Origin of the sequence: Corynebacterium sp. c24Ua_83, from assembly GCF_039907245.1 — a bacterium.
Taxonomy (GTDB): Bacteria; Actinomycetota; Actinomycetes; order Mycobacteriales; family Mycobacteriaceae; genus Corynebacterium.
In genome coordinates this window covers 1-16,176 of record NZ_JASBOI010000025.1, presented here as the reverse complement: position 1 = coordinate 16,176, position 16,176 = coordinate 1, and the positions used below count along the sequence as shown (strand labels likewise).

Below are 16,176 nucleotides of genomic sequence, written 5' to 3'. Positions count from 1 at the left end.
CGTGCTTTGCTGGCCTAAGGCCTCGTGCGGCGCAAATCCGGAATCCTGGAATTCGATTCTATCCATTGTGCTGCTTGCGGATTGATCCAGTTAGCGACAAGAGACAGGGCGCCCTGCACTCGATCTAGCGCAGTATCTTCGAATTTCAAATTAGGTTTAACTATTGGCTCGTGATGTGCACAACGGTTTCGCAAGGTATAGATGACATCGACTTCGCATCTGAAATCCTGTAATGACGGCACGCCGATATGAGTTGACCTCTTTGTGGAGTTTGACTGGGGAATCGCATGTAGAGTTTTCTGGACCAATGGCCAGATGGTGGATGAGTAGGTATTGGTAAAAAGAAATCTCCAGAAATCAAAACTAAGCTCTGCGATAACTCGACCTGGTGGTGGTGATGTATTCCTGGCGGATCCGGCACGACGCTCAGCTTTTCGAATGGACTTCTTAGCCTGAGCATTGAACGGGATATCCGTATTCGTGTACCACTGATGTCCGTATTTTGAAGACACCGCTAGATCGACACAGTTACGGAGCAGTACCTCGACGTGCTGAATATCTTCGAGGAAGGCTTTGGTGATGCGTGTGTTCCAAAGGTAGAGAGCTTCCGGGTCGGAGTGGAAACTGTAGGTTTTCATCCGTTCTGGTGAAAACCACCTATCCAGGTTGTTTCCTGCGTTGCCGTTGGATTGCATACGTTTCAGTGTTAGGATTGCATTGAAAGCCCCGGAGCGATCCCTGCGTTTTAGACGTACATCACCGGGGTTATTGATTTTCTACAGATTTATTGGGGGTAGCAGGGGAGGGGTAAGTAGTGGGGTGAATAGCCAAGGACGCCTTAGCCGCACGGCATGCGGCCTCGGGGAACAAAGGCTCCCCGATCCGCCAGCTGGCTTTGAGCCTCGCTACTTCACCTTGCCCAGGCGTAGGAAGACGGTCTCGCCGGTGGCATCCTCCAGCGCGTCATTATCCGTCACCGCGTACATCTGGCCATCCGCCGCGATGGTGAAGCCCTCCAGCTTCTCCTGCGTCCAGCCATTGGTGGCGCGTAGCTTCGGCAGCACGTCCACGGCTAGCTCCTTGTTCACCATCGGCAGCGCGAGACCGTTCGCGCTAGCGGCTGCACCCTCAGCACGGCCCTCAGGCAGCGTCACCTTCATTACGCGCTTGACCTTCGCATCCGGACCGTTCAGCTTATCGCGCTCGATCACCAGCAGGTGCTTATCGTCCAGCGCGGTGATCTCCGACAGACCCATCCAGTCGCCCTTGCCGGCCGACTTCTCCAGCTCGTAGCCGAACCACTGCCACTGCTTGGTCTTCGTGTCGTACTTGCCGATGCGCGTGGTGTTGTCGCCTTCTAGCGCCTCGCGGTCCTTCGCCTCCGGGTCCTTCCACAGCGGTCGCTGCACGGCGACGAAGAGCTGTTCCACGCCGTTTTCGTCCTTTGTGGAACTGACGCCCTCTAGTCCCCACTTGCCGATGTGCTCAGCCACGTCGGCAGGTAGTTCGACCGCAGAGGTGATGTTGAGGTCTTTATCGGTGTGGAAGAGACGGTTATCCTTGCCCTTCTTGCCCTCGGAAGCGATCCAGAAGCCCCCGTCGGCAGCCACGGAAATTCCTTCGATGTCCAGATCCTCAGCCGGGGCACCGTCACGCTTCACTGCGCGGCGTTCGGTGATCACGGCCGGCTGCTTGGAGGCATCGATCGTGTAAACCCAGCCGTTCGCGTACGCGGAGTCGGAGGCCGCGTACAGGCGGTTGGCGTCCTTCGGATCGGCGGTCAGAGCACCCAGCGCACCCCAGCCGATCGGCGCATCGCCCTGGTCGGCGGAAACAATGGAGGGCTGGGATTCCTGGCCACCCAGACGATATAGCGTCACCGCGCTGCGCACGGCGTTGTCCGGCTCGTCGACCTCGCTGGATACAGCGAGCATGTTCCGCTCCGGGATCGGCAGGATTCCCTCCGGGCCGTTGGTGGTGAACAGCATCTGCACGAACTGCGGGTTCGCTGGATCGTTGACGTTGTACACGGCAACGAAGTTGGAGCGCTCGGAGCCGACGAAGGCGTAGTTGGTGCCGTTCATCTTGGCGGTGGCGATCCCCTCGATCTCCACGCCCTTCTTCTTGGCGCGCTTGTTGTTGTGCAGGCCGTGGCGGATGGCCAGGTTCTCCACGGAGTTGCCGGCATCCCAGACGATCTTGCCGGCCGTATCGAAGACGGTCCAGCCGCGGGTGCCGCCCTTCCAGTCGCCTTCGTTGGCGGTGGCTACGTGGTTATCGTCGATCCAGGCGATGGCGTCCGGCTCGCGCGGGGAGGCGGGCAGGGTGTCGGTGGGGTTGATGATCTTGTCGGACTGGGTGTCCACGCCCTTGACTTCGGCGCTGCCTGCGCTGAAGACGTTGGTGATGCGGTTGGACTGCAGGTCGATGATGGCCACACCGTTGTTCTCCTGCAGGGTGACGGCCAGCTGGTTCTTGCCGTTAATGCTGACGTACTCCGGCTCCAGATCCTCTGGGGTATCCAAACCGGCCTTCTTTACTACGTTCAGCAGCTTGCCGTTGTCATCCTCGAAGCGGATCGGGGTGGCCTTCCAGTCCTTGGCATCCCCGGACAGGTCGATGGTCTGCACAAAGCCGGTGGGCAGCTGCGGCAGGTTGCCGTCGTTGAGTTCCTCGTCGCGCTGGTTCTCCATGGCGATGGCGGCCTTGGGGCTACCCGGCGCGCCAGCGGGGGAGATGGCGATGGAGTCCGGCTGCCCCTGCAGGTCGATGGAAGAAACGCGGGTGCGGTCGGAGATGCGCACGATGTCCACACGCCCCTTCGGGTTGGCGAAGTCCCCGGCCGTCTCGTCGATTACCACCAGCAAGTAGTCGCCGTACACGGCCACAGAGGTCGGCTCGTCCTTGGCGTGCCCCTGTGCCTTCAGATCCAGGGTGCCCAGGCCCTTCGGAGAGCTCGGGTCGCTGATGTCGATGAAGCCGATGCGCTGCGCCAGGGCATCCGTGTGGATTAGCGTCTTGCCGTCCTTGGAGACCGTGGAGATCTCCGCCACGGTCTCCGCGGACTTGTCCTCGCCCTCGGGACGGTTTTCGTACACCGGGTAGGTGGCGGTGCGCTCAAACGTGGACTGTGCGTCCGGGGTGCTTGGGTTACCTGGGTTGCCCGGCTGCAAGGAGCCAGCAAGGCCGCTGGAACCGGGTGCGCTGGAACCAGGTAGGGATGAGCCGGCAGTAGACCCAGCAGAAGACCCAGCCGAGGAGCCGAAACTGGAAGATCCCAGGGTGGATTCGACCACGGTCTCGGAGCCTACGGTTGCGTGCGCTGCGGGGACTGCGGCGAAGGGAATCACCGCTAGAGCCAGGGAAATCCCTGTGACCTTGCGCTGGGAGCGCCGAGCACGCTGTGCACGCTGGGAGACCGAGTTTTTGAAGTTGTTGAGCTGCATGAAGAGCCGCGCCTATCTATGTGCGAATTATGAATAAAACCAGACACATGTTTCCACCTCTTTTTTGCGCCAGGTTTACGGCAACATGGCCGTCAGGTGAACTCATTCGCGGTGTTGGTTGACCCTTCGCCGGCGCTGGCGGCACCACGTCACAGCACCAGGCGGTAACCGATGCCCGTCTCGGTCGTGAAGTACTGTGGGTTACTCGGATCAACCTCCAGCTTCGACCTCAGCTGAGAGATATAGACCCGCAGGTAGTTCGTCTCCTTCTTGTAGGCCTGCCCCCACACCGCTTGCAGCAGCTCCACCTTTGTCACCAGAGTTCCGCGATGGCGGATCATGTGCTCGGCAATGCCCCATTCCCGCGGGGTCAGATGCACGTCCTGCCCGTCGACGGTCACCCGCTGGTTCGGTAGATCAAACACTACGCGTCCGTCGGAGGTCTCCACCACGGGCTCCTCCGGAATCGGCGCGCCGGGCGTCCTTCGCCGCGCCGCCCGCAGCCGGGCCAGCAGCTCGCCGACAGAAAATGGCTTGGTCACGTAATCGTCCGCGCCCTCATCCAGTGCGTTAATCTTGCCCGATTCGTCGTGGCGTGCAGAAACCACCAGCACCGGAATATCCGTCCAATTCCGCAGCGCGCGCAGCACTTCCAGGCCACTCAGATCGGGCAGCCCCAGATCCAGCAGTACCGCCTGCGGGTGCCACTTCGAGGCCACCTGAATCGCCTTCGTCGCCGTCGTCGCCACCTGCACGTTGTAGCCGCGCGCCCGCAGGGTTACTAGCACCGCGTTAGCTAGCGCTACGTCGTCTTCGACCATCAAAATCTTTTCGCCGCTCATGGCGCTTCTCCTTGTACTTTCTTCTGGACGCCACGTTCTTCACCGTCTTCAAGTTCCCCCGTTGCCGTTGGAAGGGAAAGAACCAGTGTGGCGCCTCCACCTGGGGTGTTACGGGCTTCGAGGCATCCGTTCATGGCTTCGGCAAAGCCACGGGCGACAGCCAAGCCCAAACCCAGCCCGTTGTGGTTGGCCGACTGATCGCCGAGGCGCTGGAAGGGGGTGAACACGTCCGTAAGGTGCTCCGAGGGGAAGCCTGGGCCGTGGTCGACAATTGCAAGCTCCACGGCGCCTGTTTCTGCGCCAGTCCGATCGTCGGCACCTGCCAGATCGTCGGCACCCGCTGCAACCTGCTGGGCGTGCAGTTCGATCCGGGAATTCGGCGCGTAGGTGCGAGCATTAACCACAATGTTCGCAATGATGCGTTGCACTAGACCGGCATCGCCTAAGACGGGCGGAACGGTGGCGTCAATAAAAGAATCGACGTGCTGTGTTGCCTCGGGCAGCTCCGCCAGAACTGCGTCGACCACGGTGTTGTAGTGCACCTTGGCGCGGTGCACGGCGACGGTGTTGGAATTCACGCGGCTCATGTCCAGCAGGTTGCCGATGACGGTCTCCAGCCGATCGGTGCTGGATTCGATGGTTTCCATCAGCAGCGATCGGGATTCTTCATCCAACTCCATGTCGTCCATGTTCAGCGCACTGACTGCGGCCTTGATACCGGCCAGGGGAGTGCGCAGGTCGTGGGACACCGCGGTGAGCAGAGCGGTGCCCACACGGTTGCCGGCCTCCAGCGCGGCCGTTGCCCGGCGCATTGCATCGATCTCCTCGCGGTCGTAAATCGCGGTGATCCGGGCGCCGTGAGCTTCGATCATCGCATCCTCGGCAGGGGTCAGGTCGCGCCCGTCGAGGACGAAGCGCATGCCATCACCTGCACCAACATGCGACGGTGCCTTTTTGCTAGGCCACGGCACACCGATACCACCCGGATCGGTGGTTGCCATCGTGACCCACTTCTTGCGTTCCTTCGAATACTGCTGCAGGTCTACCCGCTCCAGGTTGAAGGTTTCCCGCAAGCGAGCAAGCAGACTGCGGATGTCGTCGCCTTCGTCCAGCGCACCGCGTGCTAAGTCGGAGAGCACAACGGCCTGGCCGAGGCGCCGGTTGGCAATAGCGCGGCGCCTCTCTGCAATATCCACGACCACCGCCACCGCTGCAGAAATGACAAAGAACAGGACTATCTGCACCAGGTTCGCCGGCTCGGTCACCGTGAGGGTGTGATAGGGGTGTGTAAAGAACCAGTTGGCCATGACCGAGCCGATGATCACCGCCACGATAGCCGGGCCGAAGCCACCGGCCAGGGCTGCGAAAACTGCGATCGTCAAATAGCCCAAAAGGATGGAACCCAAGGCCCCGCTTTCGCGGAAGAACGGCAGCACGAGGAGCGTTAAGAGGATGGGGCCTGGCACGGCCAGCAACCACCCGATCCAGCGGCGCGTGGGGCTGAGCTGCTTCGAAGTATCCAGTCCCGTCCCGCGATCCCGGGTGAGCCCCATTAACTGGGAAGCTTTCCGAAGCACTCTCTTAGACATCTTCGTGGCATCGTCGTCGGACGAGACACTAGATGTAGAAACGATGTGCACGTCGATGCGTCCGGAACCGTCGATGATCTTGTGGGCAGTGGAGCTAAACAGCCGGCTCATGCGCGTGCCCAGGCCGATCACCAATTGTGAGGCGTTGACGGTCCGCGCGAACTCTAGCAGGGTGTTGGCAATGTCATCGCCTTCGATCACGCGCCATTGTCCGTCGAGGGATTCGGTGAGTTCCTGTAGGCGCCGCAGTCGCTCGGGGAGATCAACCCCCAAGGCTTCGTCGGCGCCGGAGACGTAGACCACCAGCATCTCGCGCCCGGCCACGCGCTGGGTGATGCGAGCCCCGCGGCGGATCAGCGCTTCGGAGACATCATCGCCGCGCACGGCGACCACCACGCGCTCCCGGGTCGGCCAGTTTTCCTTGATCTTTTTGTCTTCGCGGTATTTCGCCAGCCCCTCGTCGACCTTGTCGGCCAGCCACAACAGACTCAGTTCGCGCAGGGCGGTCAGGTTGCCTACGCGAAAGTAGTTGTTCAGCGCGGTTTCGGCCTGTTGCTGGCGGTAGACCTCACCGCGGGCCAAACGGATCCGCAAAGCGTCGGGGGAGAGGTCCACCAGCTCGATCTCGTCGGCGTCCCGAAGCACCTGGTCCGGCACGGTCTCTAGCTGGCGCGTACCGGTGACAGCCGAGACCACGTCGTTGAGGGATTCCAGATGCTGGATGTTCATCGTGGAGATGACGTCGATGCCAGCATCCAGCAGCGCGTACACGTCGTGCCAGCGCTTGATCGCCTCGGCCGGGCGACTGCTATCAGCGTTGTTCTCGCCCACTACGGTGTGTGCCAACTCGTCAACCAGGACGATCTCCGGGTGCGCTTCGAGCGCTGCCTCGAGATCCAGCTCCTCGTAGTGGCCACCGCGGTAGGGAACCGATCTGCGCGGTAGGGTCGGCAGCCCCTCGGCGAGCTTTCGGGTGCGCTCGCGGCCGTGATCTTCCACGATGCCGATCAGCACGTCCCGCCCGCGGTCGTACAGGTCGTGAGCTTCGCTAAGCATGGCATACGTCTTGCCCACACCAGGGGCGAAGCCGAGGTACACCTTCAAAGTGCCACGCTTAGTCATTGTCGTTACTCCTGTTTTTATCGTGCGCCGAAAATTTTTTTGGACGCCACGCGTCCGAGCGCTAGTGCCTGTTTTACACCGCCAGGCTGTCCGCGCCCGGAAAATGCGGGCACGTGTTTGTGCCCGCGCCAAGGGGCCTAGCGCGCTATAGCTCGCTGAGCGCCTTATTCAGCTTGACCACGTTCACCGGCGCACCGTCGGCGCTACCTGTGTAGTTGCCCTCGGTGGCCTCCGATACCAGCTGCTCCACTTTCTGCTGGTCCAGATTGCGCTCCTTCGCCACACGCGGAGTCTGCAACTTCGCGTAGGCGGTGGAGATGTGCGGATCCAAGCCGGAACCGGAGGAGGTCACGGCGTCCACCGGAACCTCGTCGGGGGAGACACCCTCGCGCTGGGCAACCTCGTCGCGCTTGGAGGCAATGGCCTCCTGGTACTCCTTGCTGTAGGGGGACAGGTTGGTGGCGGAAGACGACATGGCGTCATAACCATTATCCCCAGCAGCAGAAGGGCGAGGGTAGAAGAAGCCCGGTTTCGTGACTTCCTGGGCGATCAGGGAGGAACCGGCGGCCTGGCCTTCGGCGTTGGTGATCATCGATCCGTCCGCCTTGGCGGGCATGATTCGCCCCACTCCGACCATGAACGCAGGGTAGATAATTCCCAGGATCAACGTCAGCAGGAAGAAGATGCGCACCGTGGTGGAGGCCAGACGCAAGCCGTTGCTAGATGTTGCGCGTGCCATTGTTCTCTGTGTTTCCTTTCAAAGCGGGCCGGCGGTTGCCAGCCCAAGAGGGTTAGAGCCCGAAGACTCCGGAGATAATCAGGTCGATGATCTTGATGCCAATGAACGGTACGATCACGCCGCCCAAACCAAAGATGGTCAAGTTGCGTGACAGCAGCGAGGCTGCAGAACCCGCACGGTACTTCACGCCCTTCAGCGCCAGCGGGATCAGCGCGATAATGACCAGCGCGTTAAAGATCACGGCAGACAGGATCGCGGACTCGGGGGAGTGCAGGCGCATGATGTTCAGCGCCGACAGGCCTGGGAAGGCAACCACGAACATCGCGGGAATGATGGCGAAGTATTTCGCAATGTCATTGGCGATACTGAAGGTGGTCAGGGCACCGCGGGTGATCAACAGCTGCTTGCCGATGGCCACGACGTCGATGAGCTTGGTCGGGTCGGAATCCAGGTCCACCATGTTGCCGGCCTCCTTGGCTGCGGTGGTTCCGGTGTTCATCGCTACGCCCACGTCGGCCTGGGCCAGGGCGGGAGCGTCGTTGGTGCCGTCGCCGGTCATGGCCACGAGGCGACCCTTGGCCTGTTCCTTGCGGATCAGCTCCAGTTTCTGCTCCGGGGTTGCCTCCGCGAGGACGTCATCCACGCCCGCCTCGGCAGCGATGGCCTTCGCTGTCAGCGCGTTATCGCCGGTAACCATGACGGTGCGGATGCCCATCGTGCGTAGCTGCTCGAAGCGCTCTGTCATGCCCGGCTTTACTACGTCTTTGAGATGGATGACGCCCAACACTCGGCCTGTAATGTCCTCGCCCTGGGAGTCTAGGGCGATTTCTGCCACAACCAGTGCGGTGCCACCGCTGTTGGAGATGTCGTTGACCACGTCGGTGATGGACGGCGGGACGTCTCCGCCGAGGTTCGTCACGAGCGTGGCAACCTCGGAGGCTGCGCCTTTGACGATCTTGCGGTTCGCTGCCTGGTGGCTTGCGGACCATTCCGTGTGTTCTCCGGCGCCGAAGGGCAGCTGGATGCCACTCATACGAGTCTGCGCGGTAAAGGGGATGAACTCCGCGTCGCGGAAGGTCTCTTCGGGGATGGCGACGCCGGACTGCTTCTCTGCGAGCTGGACGATGGAGCGGCCTTCCGGGGTCTCGTCGGCGAGGGAAGACAGCTGGCAGGCGTAGACGAGCTCTTCCTGGCTGATGCCCTTCATGGCGACGAACTCGCTGGCCTGGCGGTCACCGATGGTGATGGTTCCCGTCTTATCCAGCAGCAGGGTGGCAACGTCGCCCGCGGCCTCGACGGCGCGGCCGGACATGGCCAGCACATTGTGCTGCACCAAGCGGTCCATGCCCGCGATGCCAATGGCGGACAGAAGTGCGCCGATGGTGGTGGGGATCAGACAGACAAGCAGGGCGACCAGTACCACGGGGGACTGCTCGGCGCCGTTGAACGCAGCCATCGGAGCCAGAGCCAGCACTACGATCATGAAAATGATCGTTAGCACGATCAGCAGGGTGCCCAAGGCCAACTCGTTTGGGGTCTTCTTACGCTCCGCACCCTCGACCAGGCCGATCATGCGGTCCATAAAGGACTCGCCCGGCTTGCTGGTTACACGGATAGCAATCGCATCGGAGAGCACACGGGTACCACCCGTGACGGCGGAGCGGTCACCGCCAGATTCGCGGATGACGGGCGCGGATTCGCCGGTCACGGCGGATTCGTCCACACTGGCGGCGCCCATGATGACGTCGCCGTCGGCGGGAATCACGTTACCGGCGCTGACCAGCACGATGTCTCCCGGCAGAAGGGACTCGCTGGAGACCTCCTCGGTAACCTCTCGCATGCCTGCACCGGAGTTCTCCAGCGCCGGTGCCAGGTGGGGATCGTTCACGTCGGAGCCGGTGAACTTTAGAGCATTCGACTGGGTGCGGGTGGCACGCAGGGCGTCCGCCTGCGCCTTACCGCGCCCCTCGGCAACAGATTCGGCCAGAGTGGCGAACAGAACGGTCAGCCACAGCCATACTGTGATGGACCAGGTGAAAAGGGAAGGATGCGCGATCGCCAAAACAAAGGTGAACAGCGCGCCGACCTCCACCAGGAACATCACTGGCGTTTTGTACAGCAGGCGCGGATCCATCTTCTTTAGCGCCAGCGGCAGGGCCTGCTTCAACTGGGCTGCGGAAAAAGCGCCCTCGTTTTTCTTCTTATCGTGCTTGGCCGGAGCCGTCGCACGCTCCGCTTCAGTGCGCGAAGGAGCATTTAGGGTTGTCATGACAGAGCCTCCGTCAATGGGCCGAGGACCAGGGTGGGCAGGAAGGTCAGGGCGCCAACGATGATGGCGATACCGACCATCACTCCCACGAATTGCGGGCGGTGGGTGGGTAGAGTGCCGGCGGTTTCGGCAGCCGGCTTTTGCTTAGCGAAGCTTCCGGCTAGTGCCAGCGCGAAGATGATTGGTAGGAAGCGACCCAGCAACATGCACAGACCCAGGGTGATGTTGAACCACGGGGTGTCTGCACCGAAGCCGGCGAACGCGGAACCGTTGTTGTTAGAGGCCGAGGTGTAGGCGTAAACAATGTCGCTGAAGCCGTGCGGACCGTCGGCAGAAACCGAGTCGCGGGTAGAAGACAGCATGGTGGAAATACCCACGCCCGCCAGCACCAACGTCGGCATGACCAGGATGTACAGGCTGACCTTCGTGATTTCGGAAACGCCGATGCGCTTGCCGAGGTACTCCGGGGTGCGGCCGACCATCAGCCCCGCGACGAACACGCTGAGCAGGGCGATCATGAGCATGCCGTACAGGCCAGTGCCCACGCCACCAGGGGAGATCTCACCCAGCATCATGTCCAGAATCAGCATGCCGCCTGCCAACGGGTGGTAGCTGGAGTGGAAAGAGTCCACCGCACCCGTCGACGTCATCGTCGTGGTGACGGCGAAGAAGGAGGAAGGAAGCACACCCAGGCGGTACTCCTTGCCCTCCATGCCACCGCCCTGGAACGCAGCCAGGGAGGTTTCGCTGGACATCACGACTGCCAGGGAAGAGAAGTACAGCACGGCCATGGCGGCCAGCACAGCCCAACCCTGGCGGGTGTCGTTCACCATCTTGCCGAAGGTACGCGTCAGGCTGACCGGAATCACCAGGATGAGGAAGATCTCCAGCATGTTGGTCCACGCGTTCGGGTTCTCAAACGGGTGGGCGGAGTTGGCGTTGAAGTAGCCACCGCCGTTGGTGCCCAGCTCCTTGATGACTTCCTGCGAGGCCACTGCACCGCCCGGAATGGTTTGCTGGCCACCCGTGATCGTCTCCACAGTGGTCGGAGCGTGGAAGTTCTGGATCGCACCCTGGGAAATCAGCAGGATCGCACCGATGATTGCCATCGGCAGCAGGATGCGGAAGACCGCGCGGGTCAGGTCGACCCAGAAGTTGCCGATCTGGCCGTTGCCCATGCGGTTGGCCAGGCCACGGATCAGCGCGATGGCCACGGTGATGCCCACGGCGGCGGACACGAAGTTCTGTACCGCAAGGCCCGCCATCTGGGTGAGGATGGTCATGGCCGTCTCACCGGAGTAGGACTGCCAGTTGGTGTTAGTCGTGAAGGATACGGCGGTGTTCCACGCCTGGTCCCAGTGCACGGGCTCCTTGCCGTGGTTCAGGGGCAGCCACTGCTGCAAGCGCTGCAGCAGGTAAACGAACACGACACTGATGGCGGAAAAGGCCAGCAGGCTCGCGCAGTAGCGGGTCCACTTTTGCTGGCCGTCAGGATTCACACCAATCAGGCGGTAGAAGCCACGTTCAAAAGCATTGTGCTTCTTGGATGTGAACGTAGCGGCCATGTAGTTGCCCAGCGGTACGTAGAAGGCTGCTAGGGCAATGATGACCATGATGACAGGGATCCACCCTGTGATGGCCCCGCTCATGAGAACTTCTCCGGGTTCAACAGGGCAACCAAAAGGTAGATGATGGCCAGGATCCCCAGGATCCCACCGACGATCAGTTCCCAGCTCATAGCTTGTCCACCGCCTTCAAGGCGGCTCCCATTGCGCCGAACAGCGCGCAGGTTACTGCAACCATTAAAAAGTCATAAAGCATGTAGATATAACAACACCGGTGGTGCCCCGTGCTAATGACTCTTTACGGTTTCTTAACGCCCCTCTTTTACACCCTTTATTGACGCCCCGACCTGCGCCGGTGCAGGGCGGGAATTACTCGTCAATCGGCGCGGGCTGCAGCTTCCACACTTCCGTGGCGTAGTCGCGGATCGTGCGGTCGGAGGAGAAGCGCCCGGATTCGCAGACGTTCACCCACGCCTTCTGCGCCCAGCCCAGCGGGTCGGCGGCGTAGTCGGCGGCCATGCGATCGCGCACCTCGCGGTAGTCCGCGAAGTCTCCCAGTAGGTAGTAGGTGTCGGAGGCACCCTCGCCGTAGCCGTGAATCAAGGACTGCTTCAGGTCGTAGAACCAGCCCGTGAATTCGTCGTGCAGGGTGCCGTTATCCAGCGCGTCCAGGGCGCGCTTCAGGCCGGGCACGGATTCGTACAGCTCGTAGGGCTTGTAGTCCGCGCGCAGCTCCGGCAGCTCCTCCTCGCGGGCGCCGAAGATATAGGCGTTCTCCTCGCCGACGGAATCCACGATCTCCACGTTCGCGCCGTCCATGGTGCCCAGCGTCAGCGCGCCGTTCATCATGAACTTCATGTTGGAGGTACCGGATGCCTCCTTGCCCGCGGTAGAGATCTGCTCCGAGACATCGGAGGCCGGCAGGATGTGCTCGGCGGGGGAGACGTTGTAGTTCTCTACGAACACGACCTTCAGCAGCGGGGAGACCACCGGATCGTTGTTCACCAGATCCGCAATCGCGTTAATCAGCTTGATGATGGCCTTCGCCCGCGTGTAGCCCGGCGCGGCCTTCGCGCCGAAGATGACGGTGCGCGGCGGCAGGTCGCGCTGGTGGTCCTCCTTGATGCGGAAGTACAGGTCCAGCACGTACAGGGCATTCAGCAGCTGGCGCTTGTACTCGTGCAGGCGCTTGATCTGCACGTCGAAGATGGAATCCGGGTCGATGACCACACCCTGGCGCTCGGCGATCCATTCGGCAAAGTCGCGCTTGTTGGCAGCCTTGATCTCGCGGAGCTCCTGCATGACGCTCTCATCGGAGGCGTAGCTGCGCAGTTCCTTGAGGTTGTCGAGGTCGGTGACCCAGGCGTCACCACCCGAAAGACGAGTAAGCAGCGCAGACAGGCGAGGGTTAATCATCCGCAGCCAGCGGCGCGGCGTAACACCGTTGGTCTTGTTGTTGAACTTCTCCGGCCACAGCGCGTGCCAATCGGCGAGGGTTTCGCGCTTGATGATCTCCGTGTGCAGCGCGGCCACGCCATTGATGGAGTACGCGGCGTAGCAGGCGATCCACGCCATGTGCACCACACCGTGTTGGATCGGGGCCATTCTTTGGATGGTGACGCCATCGATGCCCTCCGCTGAGCGTTCGATGCGGAAGCGACGGTCGATCTCGGCGATGATTTCCCAGACTCGCCAGAACAGCTGCTGGAAGATCTGCTGGTCCCACTGCTCCAGGGCTTCGGTGAGGACGGTGTGGTTGGTGTAGGCGAAGGTGTTGGAGACGATCTCCCAGGCTTCCTCCCAGCCCATGCCGTGCTCGTCCATCAGCAGGCGCATGAGCTCCGGGATGGCCAGCACCGGGTGGGTATCGTTCAGCTGCACGGAGTGGTATTCCGCGAAGTTATTCAGGTGCCCGTGGTGGGCCAGATGGCTGCGGAGCATCGCCTGCAGGGAGGCGGAGGTGAAGAAGTACTGCTGGCGCACGCGCAGCTTTTTGCCCTCGTAGGTTGTGTCATTCGGGTAGAGCACACGGGAGATGTCGCTGACGCGTTCGCGCTCGATGATGGCATCGGTGAAGCGCTGGGAGTTGAAAGCGTCGTAGTCGAACTCCTCCCACGGCTCGGCCTTCCACAGGCGCAAGGTGCCCACGTTGTGGGTGCCGTAGCCGGTGATGGGCATGTCGTAGGGGATGGCGCGGACCTTCATGTCGTCGAAGTGCACGACCAGCTGGTCGGAGGCGCGGCGGATGGTGAAGGGGTATTCCTCTTCGCGCCACGGGTCCGGACGCTCCACCTGGAAGCCATTGTCGAAGGACTGGCGGAACAGCCCATAGCGGTAGAGGATGCCGTAGCCGGTGACGGGGTAATCCTGGGTGACGGCGGAATCCAGGAAGCAGGCGGCCAGGCGGCCTAGGCCACCGTTGCCCAGGGCGGCATCGTTTTCTACTTCCAGTACGTCGGTGAGCTCGTGGCCGAGCTCGCGGGCGGTGGCCTGGGCTTCTTCCACCAGGCCGAGGTTGGTGAGGTTATTCAGCAGCGCGCGGCCCATGAGGAACTCCGCGGAAAAGTAGTGCTGCTGGCGGGTGGCGTTATAGGTCTGGCGGGTGCGCTCCCAATCGTCGGCGATGCGCTCCTGGATGTTGCGGGACAGTCCCGTCCAGAACTTACGGGTGGAAGCGTGCTCGGGGCTGGTGCCGGCGGCGGCGCGGACGTGGCCGCCAACGGTGGTGGAGTTCAGTTCGTGGCTCATAGGTACTGATTCTATGGTGCCGGCCGGGAACTCGCTGGTCGGGCGAGGGGCGGCGGTTAGTGTTCTAGGAACTTCCGCGCATCCTCCGCCAGCGAATCTTTCAATCTATTGAACCCATCCACCGCGTCGTCCGATGTCGGCGGCACCTGGATAAATACGCTGGAATCCAAGCCAGCCTGCAGCTCCCGTGCGCGGGTAATTTCCGCATCCAGTTTCAGCCCTATCAACAGCAGCGTGTTGGCTGCTACCAGTCCCACAAAACCGACAATCAGACCACCGAGCGCACCGTACATGCCGAGATGCAGGAAGTTGTTCAGGTACAGCTTCACCGCCAGCGCCACCAGGATTATTCCGGCGAAGGCAAATATCGAGCCGACTGTCAGCCACCGAAACTGCCCGTAAGAAATGTTCGGTGCCACGTGATACAGCGCGGCGATCAGGAAGGTCGACAGCACCGCAATCACCGGCCACCGCAGATAACCCCACACCGGCAGGAAGTCCTGGATAATGAAGCGCTCCAACCACTGCAGGTGTAGTGGTTCGGCGAAGCGGTCGAAAAGGGGCGTCAATAGGTCACCACGGAAGAAAAAGGCCACAGCAACGAGCACGAGCCCCACGACTAGTAGGAACGTCAGCCCCCACATGACCAGCCACGTGCGCACAATGCTGCGACCCTCAAGCCGCCCGTACAGGCCGTTGGCGCTGCGGGAGAACGCGCGGATGTAGGCAGAAGACGAAAACAGTGCGATGATCACACTCACCGTCAGCGTGATGACGGATTGTTGGGTGGAGCCGATGATCACGTCCACGATGGTGCGCGCATTGTCGGCAAAAGTCTCGGGGATGTTCTCCTCGATGAATTCATCCGTGATGTCGGTGACCTGACTGCGGTTTTGGTCCAGCACCAGGGTGGTGATGGAGTAGAACGCAGTGAGGGTTGGAATAGCAGTGAGCAGGGTAAAGAAGCTCAATACGGCGCCCCGATCCATCATCGCGCGGAAGAAGTACTCGTAGTACAAGCGCTTGAGGATCAGCGGCCACGCACGAGGCGCGACCAGCCAGTTTTTGCGCGTTACCCGTGTGCGGTATTCGTCGCGACTGAGCGCCATGATGCCCGTGCCACCATCGGGGCCGACGATGCGCCGCGGGGTGTGCTTGTTGTCCCGCACCTTCTTAATGACGCCACTCGTGGCCCCAGTACCCTCTGCGCCCTCCGCAATTGCGCGTGGGGCATCGCCGAGCGCACGGGCAGGGGAGTTCGAAGGCTTGGTTGAAGAGTGCATCAACCACAAACTAGCAGGTACGAGCAGGGATTAGGTGGATTGGCGCTGCGTTGTGTAGAGTTCTCTCTGCTGCTTACAGAAAGCACGCGCGCCGACCTGCGGCGCACGCGCCCCGTTCGTCTAGCGGCCTAGGACGCCGGCCTCTCACGCCGGTAACACGGGTTCAAATCCCGTACGGGGTACAAAATTTGGGTTAAAGGACAAAAAGTGTGTCTTTCCCGGGTGTGTCGTGGTTATTTGACCCAGCCTTTTTGGATGCCGAGGTTGTGTTGGTAGCTGGTGTCGATGGTGGTGTCGTATTCTGCTGGTGCACCGATGTCATTGGTAGTGGCTGTGGTGTCGTGGGTGATCAAGTTTGTTGCTGTGGAAAGTGCGTCTTGACCCCATCGCTGGTCTCTGGCAATCTTGACCGGATCGTCAAGGACTTCTGTATGTAGGTACAGCCACCAATCCATCACTGTGCGTTGATGCGGTAGTGATAATCCGCGGTGTCTGCGGGCTAGTTCTTTTATTGGGGCGTTGATGCCGCCTTCGAGACTGTTTGTTGTTGCTGCTAGTCCGTCAGGATTGATG

At 61.4% G+C, this 16,176-nt stretch carries 10 protein-coding genes, 1 tRNA gene and 1 pseudogene; 1 reads left to right on the top strand and 11 read right to left on the bottom strand.

Annotation, left to right across the window (positions count from 1 at the left end):
- Positions 1-14: 14 nt before the first annotated feature.
- The 10 genes from QKE30_RS10200 to QKE30_RS10155 form a co-directional block, all read right to left on the bottom strand.
- A complete protein-coding gene (locus tag QKE30_RS10200) occupies positions 15-695 on the bottom strand; it encodes an Abi family protein (RefSeq protein ID WP_080722665.1) in 681 nt (226 codons plus the stop codon).
- Between the two features lie 210 nt (positions 696-905).
- Positions 906-3,446 (bottom strand): esterase-like activity of phytase family protein, encoded by a 2,541-nt coding sequence (locus QKE30_RS10195; RefSeq protein WP_239202509.1) that lies wholly within the window; start codon positions 3,444-3,446, stop codon positions 906-908.
- A 149-nt stretch (positions 3,447-3,595) separates the two neighbouring features.
- Positions 3,596-4,288, bottom strand: coding sequence for a response regulator transcription factor (locus QKE30_RS10190; RefSeq protein WP_239202508.1), 693 nt, complete (start codon positions 4,286-4,288; stop codon positions 3,596-3,598).
- Positions 4,285-6,999: a DUF4118 domain-containing protein gene (locus QKE30_RS10185; protein WP_239202506.1), complete on the bottom strand. Its 2,715-nt coding sequence runs from the start codon at positions 6,997-6,999 to the stop codon at positions 4,285-4,287. The genes QKE30_RS10190 and QKE30_RS10185 overlap by 4 nt, the downstream gene beginning before the upstream one ends.
- Positions 7,000-7,144: 145 nt before the next feature.
- On the bottom strand, positions 7,145-7,738 hold the full coding sequence (gene kdpC, locus QKE30_RS10180) for a K(+)-transporting ATPase subunit C (protein ID WP_347934723.1): 594 nt from the start codon (positions 7,736-7,738) through the stop codon (positions 7,145-7,147).
- A gap of 52 nt (positions 7,739-7,790) precedes the next feature.
- Positions 7,791-10,007 (bottom strand): potassium-transporting ATPase subunit KdpB, encoded by a 2,217-nt coding sequence (gene kdpB, locus QKE30_RS10175; protein ID WP_347934722.1) that lies wholly within the window; start codon positions 10,005-10,007, stop codon positions 7,791-7,793.
- Positions 10,004-11,656 carry a potassium-transporting ATPase subunit KdpA gene (gene kdpA, locus QKE30_RS10170; protein WP_347934721.1) on the bottom strand — a complete coding sequence of 551 codons (1,653 nt, stop codon included), beginning with the start codon at positions 11,654-11,656 and terminating at the stop codon, positions 10,004-10,006. The genes kdpB and kdpA overlap by 4 nt, the downstream gene beginning before the upstream one ends.
- Positions 11,653-11,745 (bottom strand): K(+)-transporting ATPase subunit F, encoded by a 93-nt coding sequence (kdpF, locus tag QKE30_RS10165; protein ID WP_034964313.1) that lies wholly within the window; start codon positions 11,743-11,745, stop codon positions 11,653-11,655. Before kdpF ends, kdpA begins: the two co-directional genes overlap by 4 nt.
- A 196-nt stretch (positions 11,746-11,941) precedes the next feature.
- Positions 11,942-14,320, bottom strand: a complete 2,379-nt coding sequence (gene malP, locus QKE30_RS10160; RefSeq protein ID WP_347934720.1) for a maltodextrin phosphorylase MalP — start codon at positions 14,318-14,320, stop codon at positions 11,942-11,944.
- A 56-nt stretch (positions 14,321-14,376) separates the two neighbouring features.
- Positions 14,377-15,603: a YihY/virulence factor BrkB family protein gene (locus QKE30_RS10155; protein ID WP_347934719.1), complete on the bottom strand. Its 1,227-nt coding sequence runs from the start codon at positions 15,601-15,603 to the stop codon at positions 14,377-14,379.
- A 109-nt stretch (positions 15,604-15,712) separates the two neighbouring features.
- Between QKE30_RS10155 and QKE30_RS10150 the strand changes: the two genes are divergently transcribed.
- Positions 15,713-15,785 (top strand) — tRNA-Glu (locus QKE30_RS10150).
- A 51-nt stretch (positions 15,786-15,836) separates the two neighbouring features.
- Here the strand turns inward: QKE30_RS10150 and QKE30_RS10145 are convergent.
- Positions 15,837-16,176: pseudogene (locus QKE30_RS10145) on the bottom strand (IS256 family transposase); the annotation flags it as partial.

Coding starts and splice junctions, on each gene's coding strand:
- QKE30_RS10200 (WP_080722665.1), bottom strand. CDS start 695: ATGCAATCCAACGGCAACGCAGGAAACAACCTGGATAGGTGGTTTTCA.
- QKE30_RS10195 (WP_239202509.1), bottom strand. CDS start 3,446: ATGCAGCTCAACAACTTCAAAAACTCGGTCTCCCAGCGTGCACAGCGT.
- QKE30_RS10190 (WP_239202508.1), bottom strand. CDS start 4,288: ATGAGCGGCGAAAAGATTTTGATGGTCGAAGACGACGTAGCGCTAGCT.
- QKE30_RS10185 (WP_239202506.1), bottom strand. CDS start 6,999: ATGACTAAGCGTGGCACTTTGAAGGTGTACCTCGGCTTCGCCCCTGGT.
- kdpC (WP_347934723.1), bottom strand. CDS start 7,738: ATGGCACGCGCAACATCTAGCAACGGCTTGCGTCTGGCCTCCACCACG.
- kdpB (WP_347934722.1), bottom strand. CDS start 10,007: ATGACAACCCTAAATGCTCCTTCGCGCACTGAAGCGGAGCGTGCGACG.
- kdpA (WP_347934721.1), bottom strand. CDS start 11,656: ATGAGCGGGGCCATCACAGGGTGGATCCCTGTCATCATGGTCATCATT.
- kdpF (WP_034964313.1), bottom strand. CDS start 11,745: ATGAGCTGGGAACTGATCGTCGGTGGGATCCTGGGGATCCTGGCCATC.
- malP (WP_347934720.1), bottom strand. CDS start 14,320: ATGAGCCACGAACTGAACTCCACCACCGTTGGCGGCCACGTCCGCGCC.
- QKE30_RS10155 (WP_347934719.1), bottom strand. CDS start 15,603: ATGCACTCTTCAACCAAGCCTTCGAACTCCCCTGCCCGTGCGCTCGGC.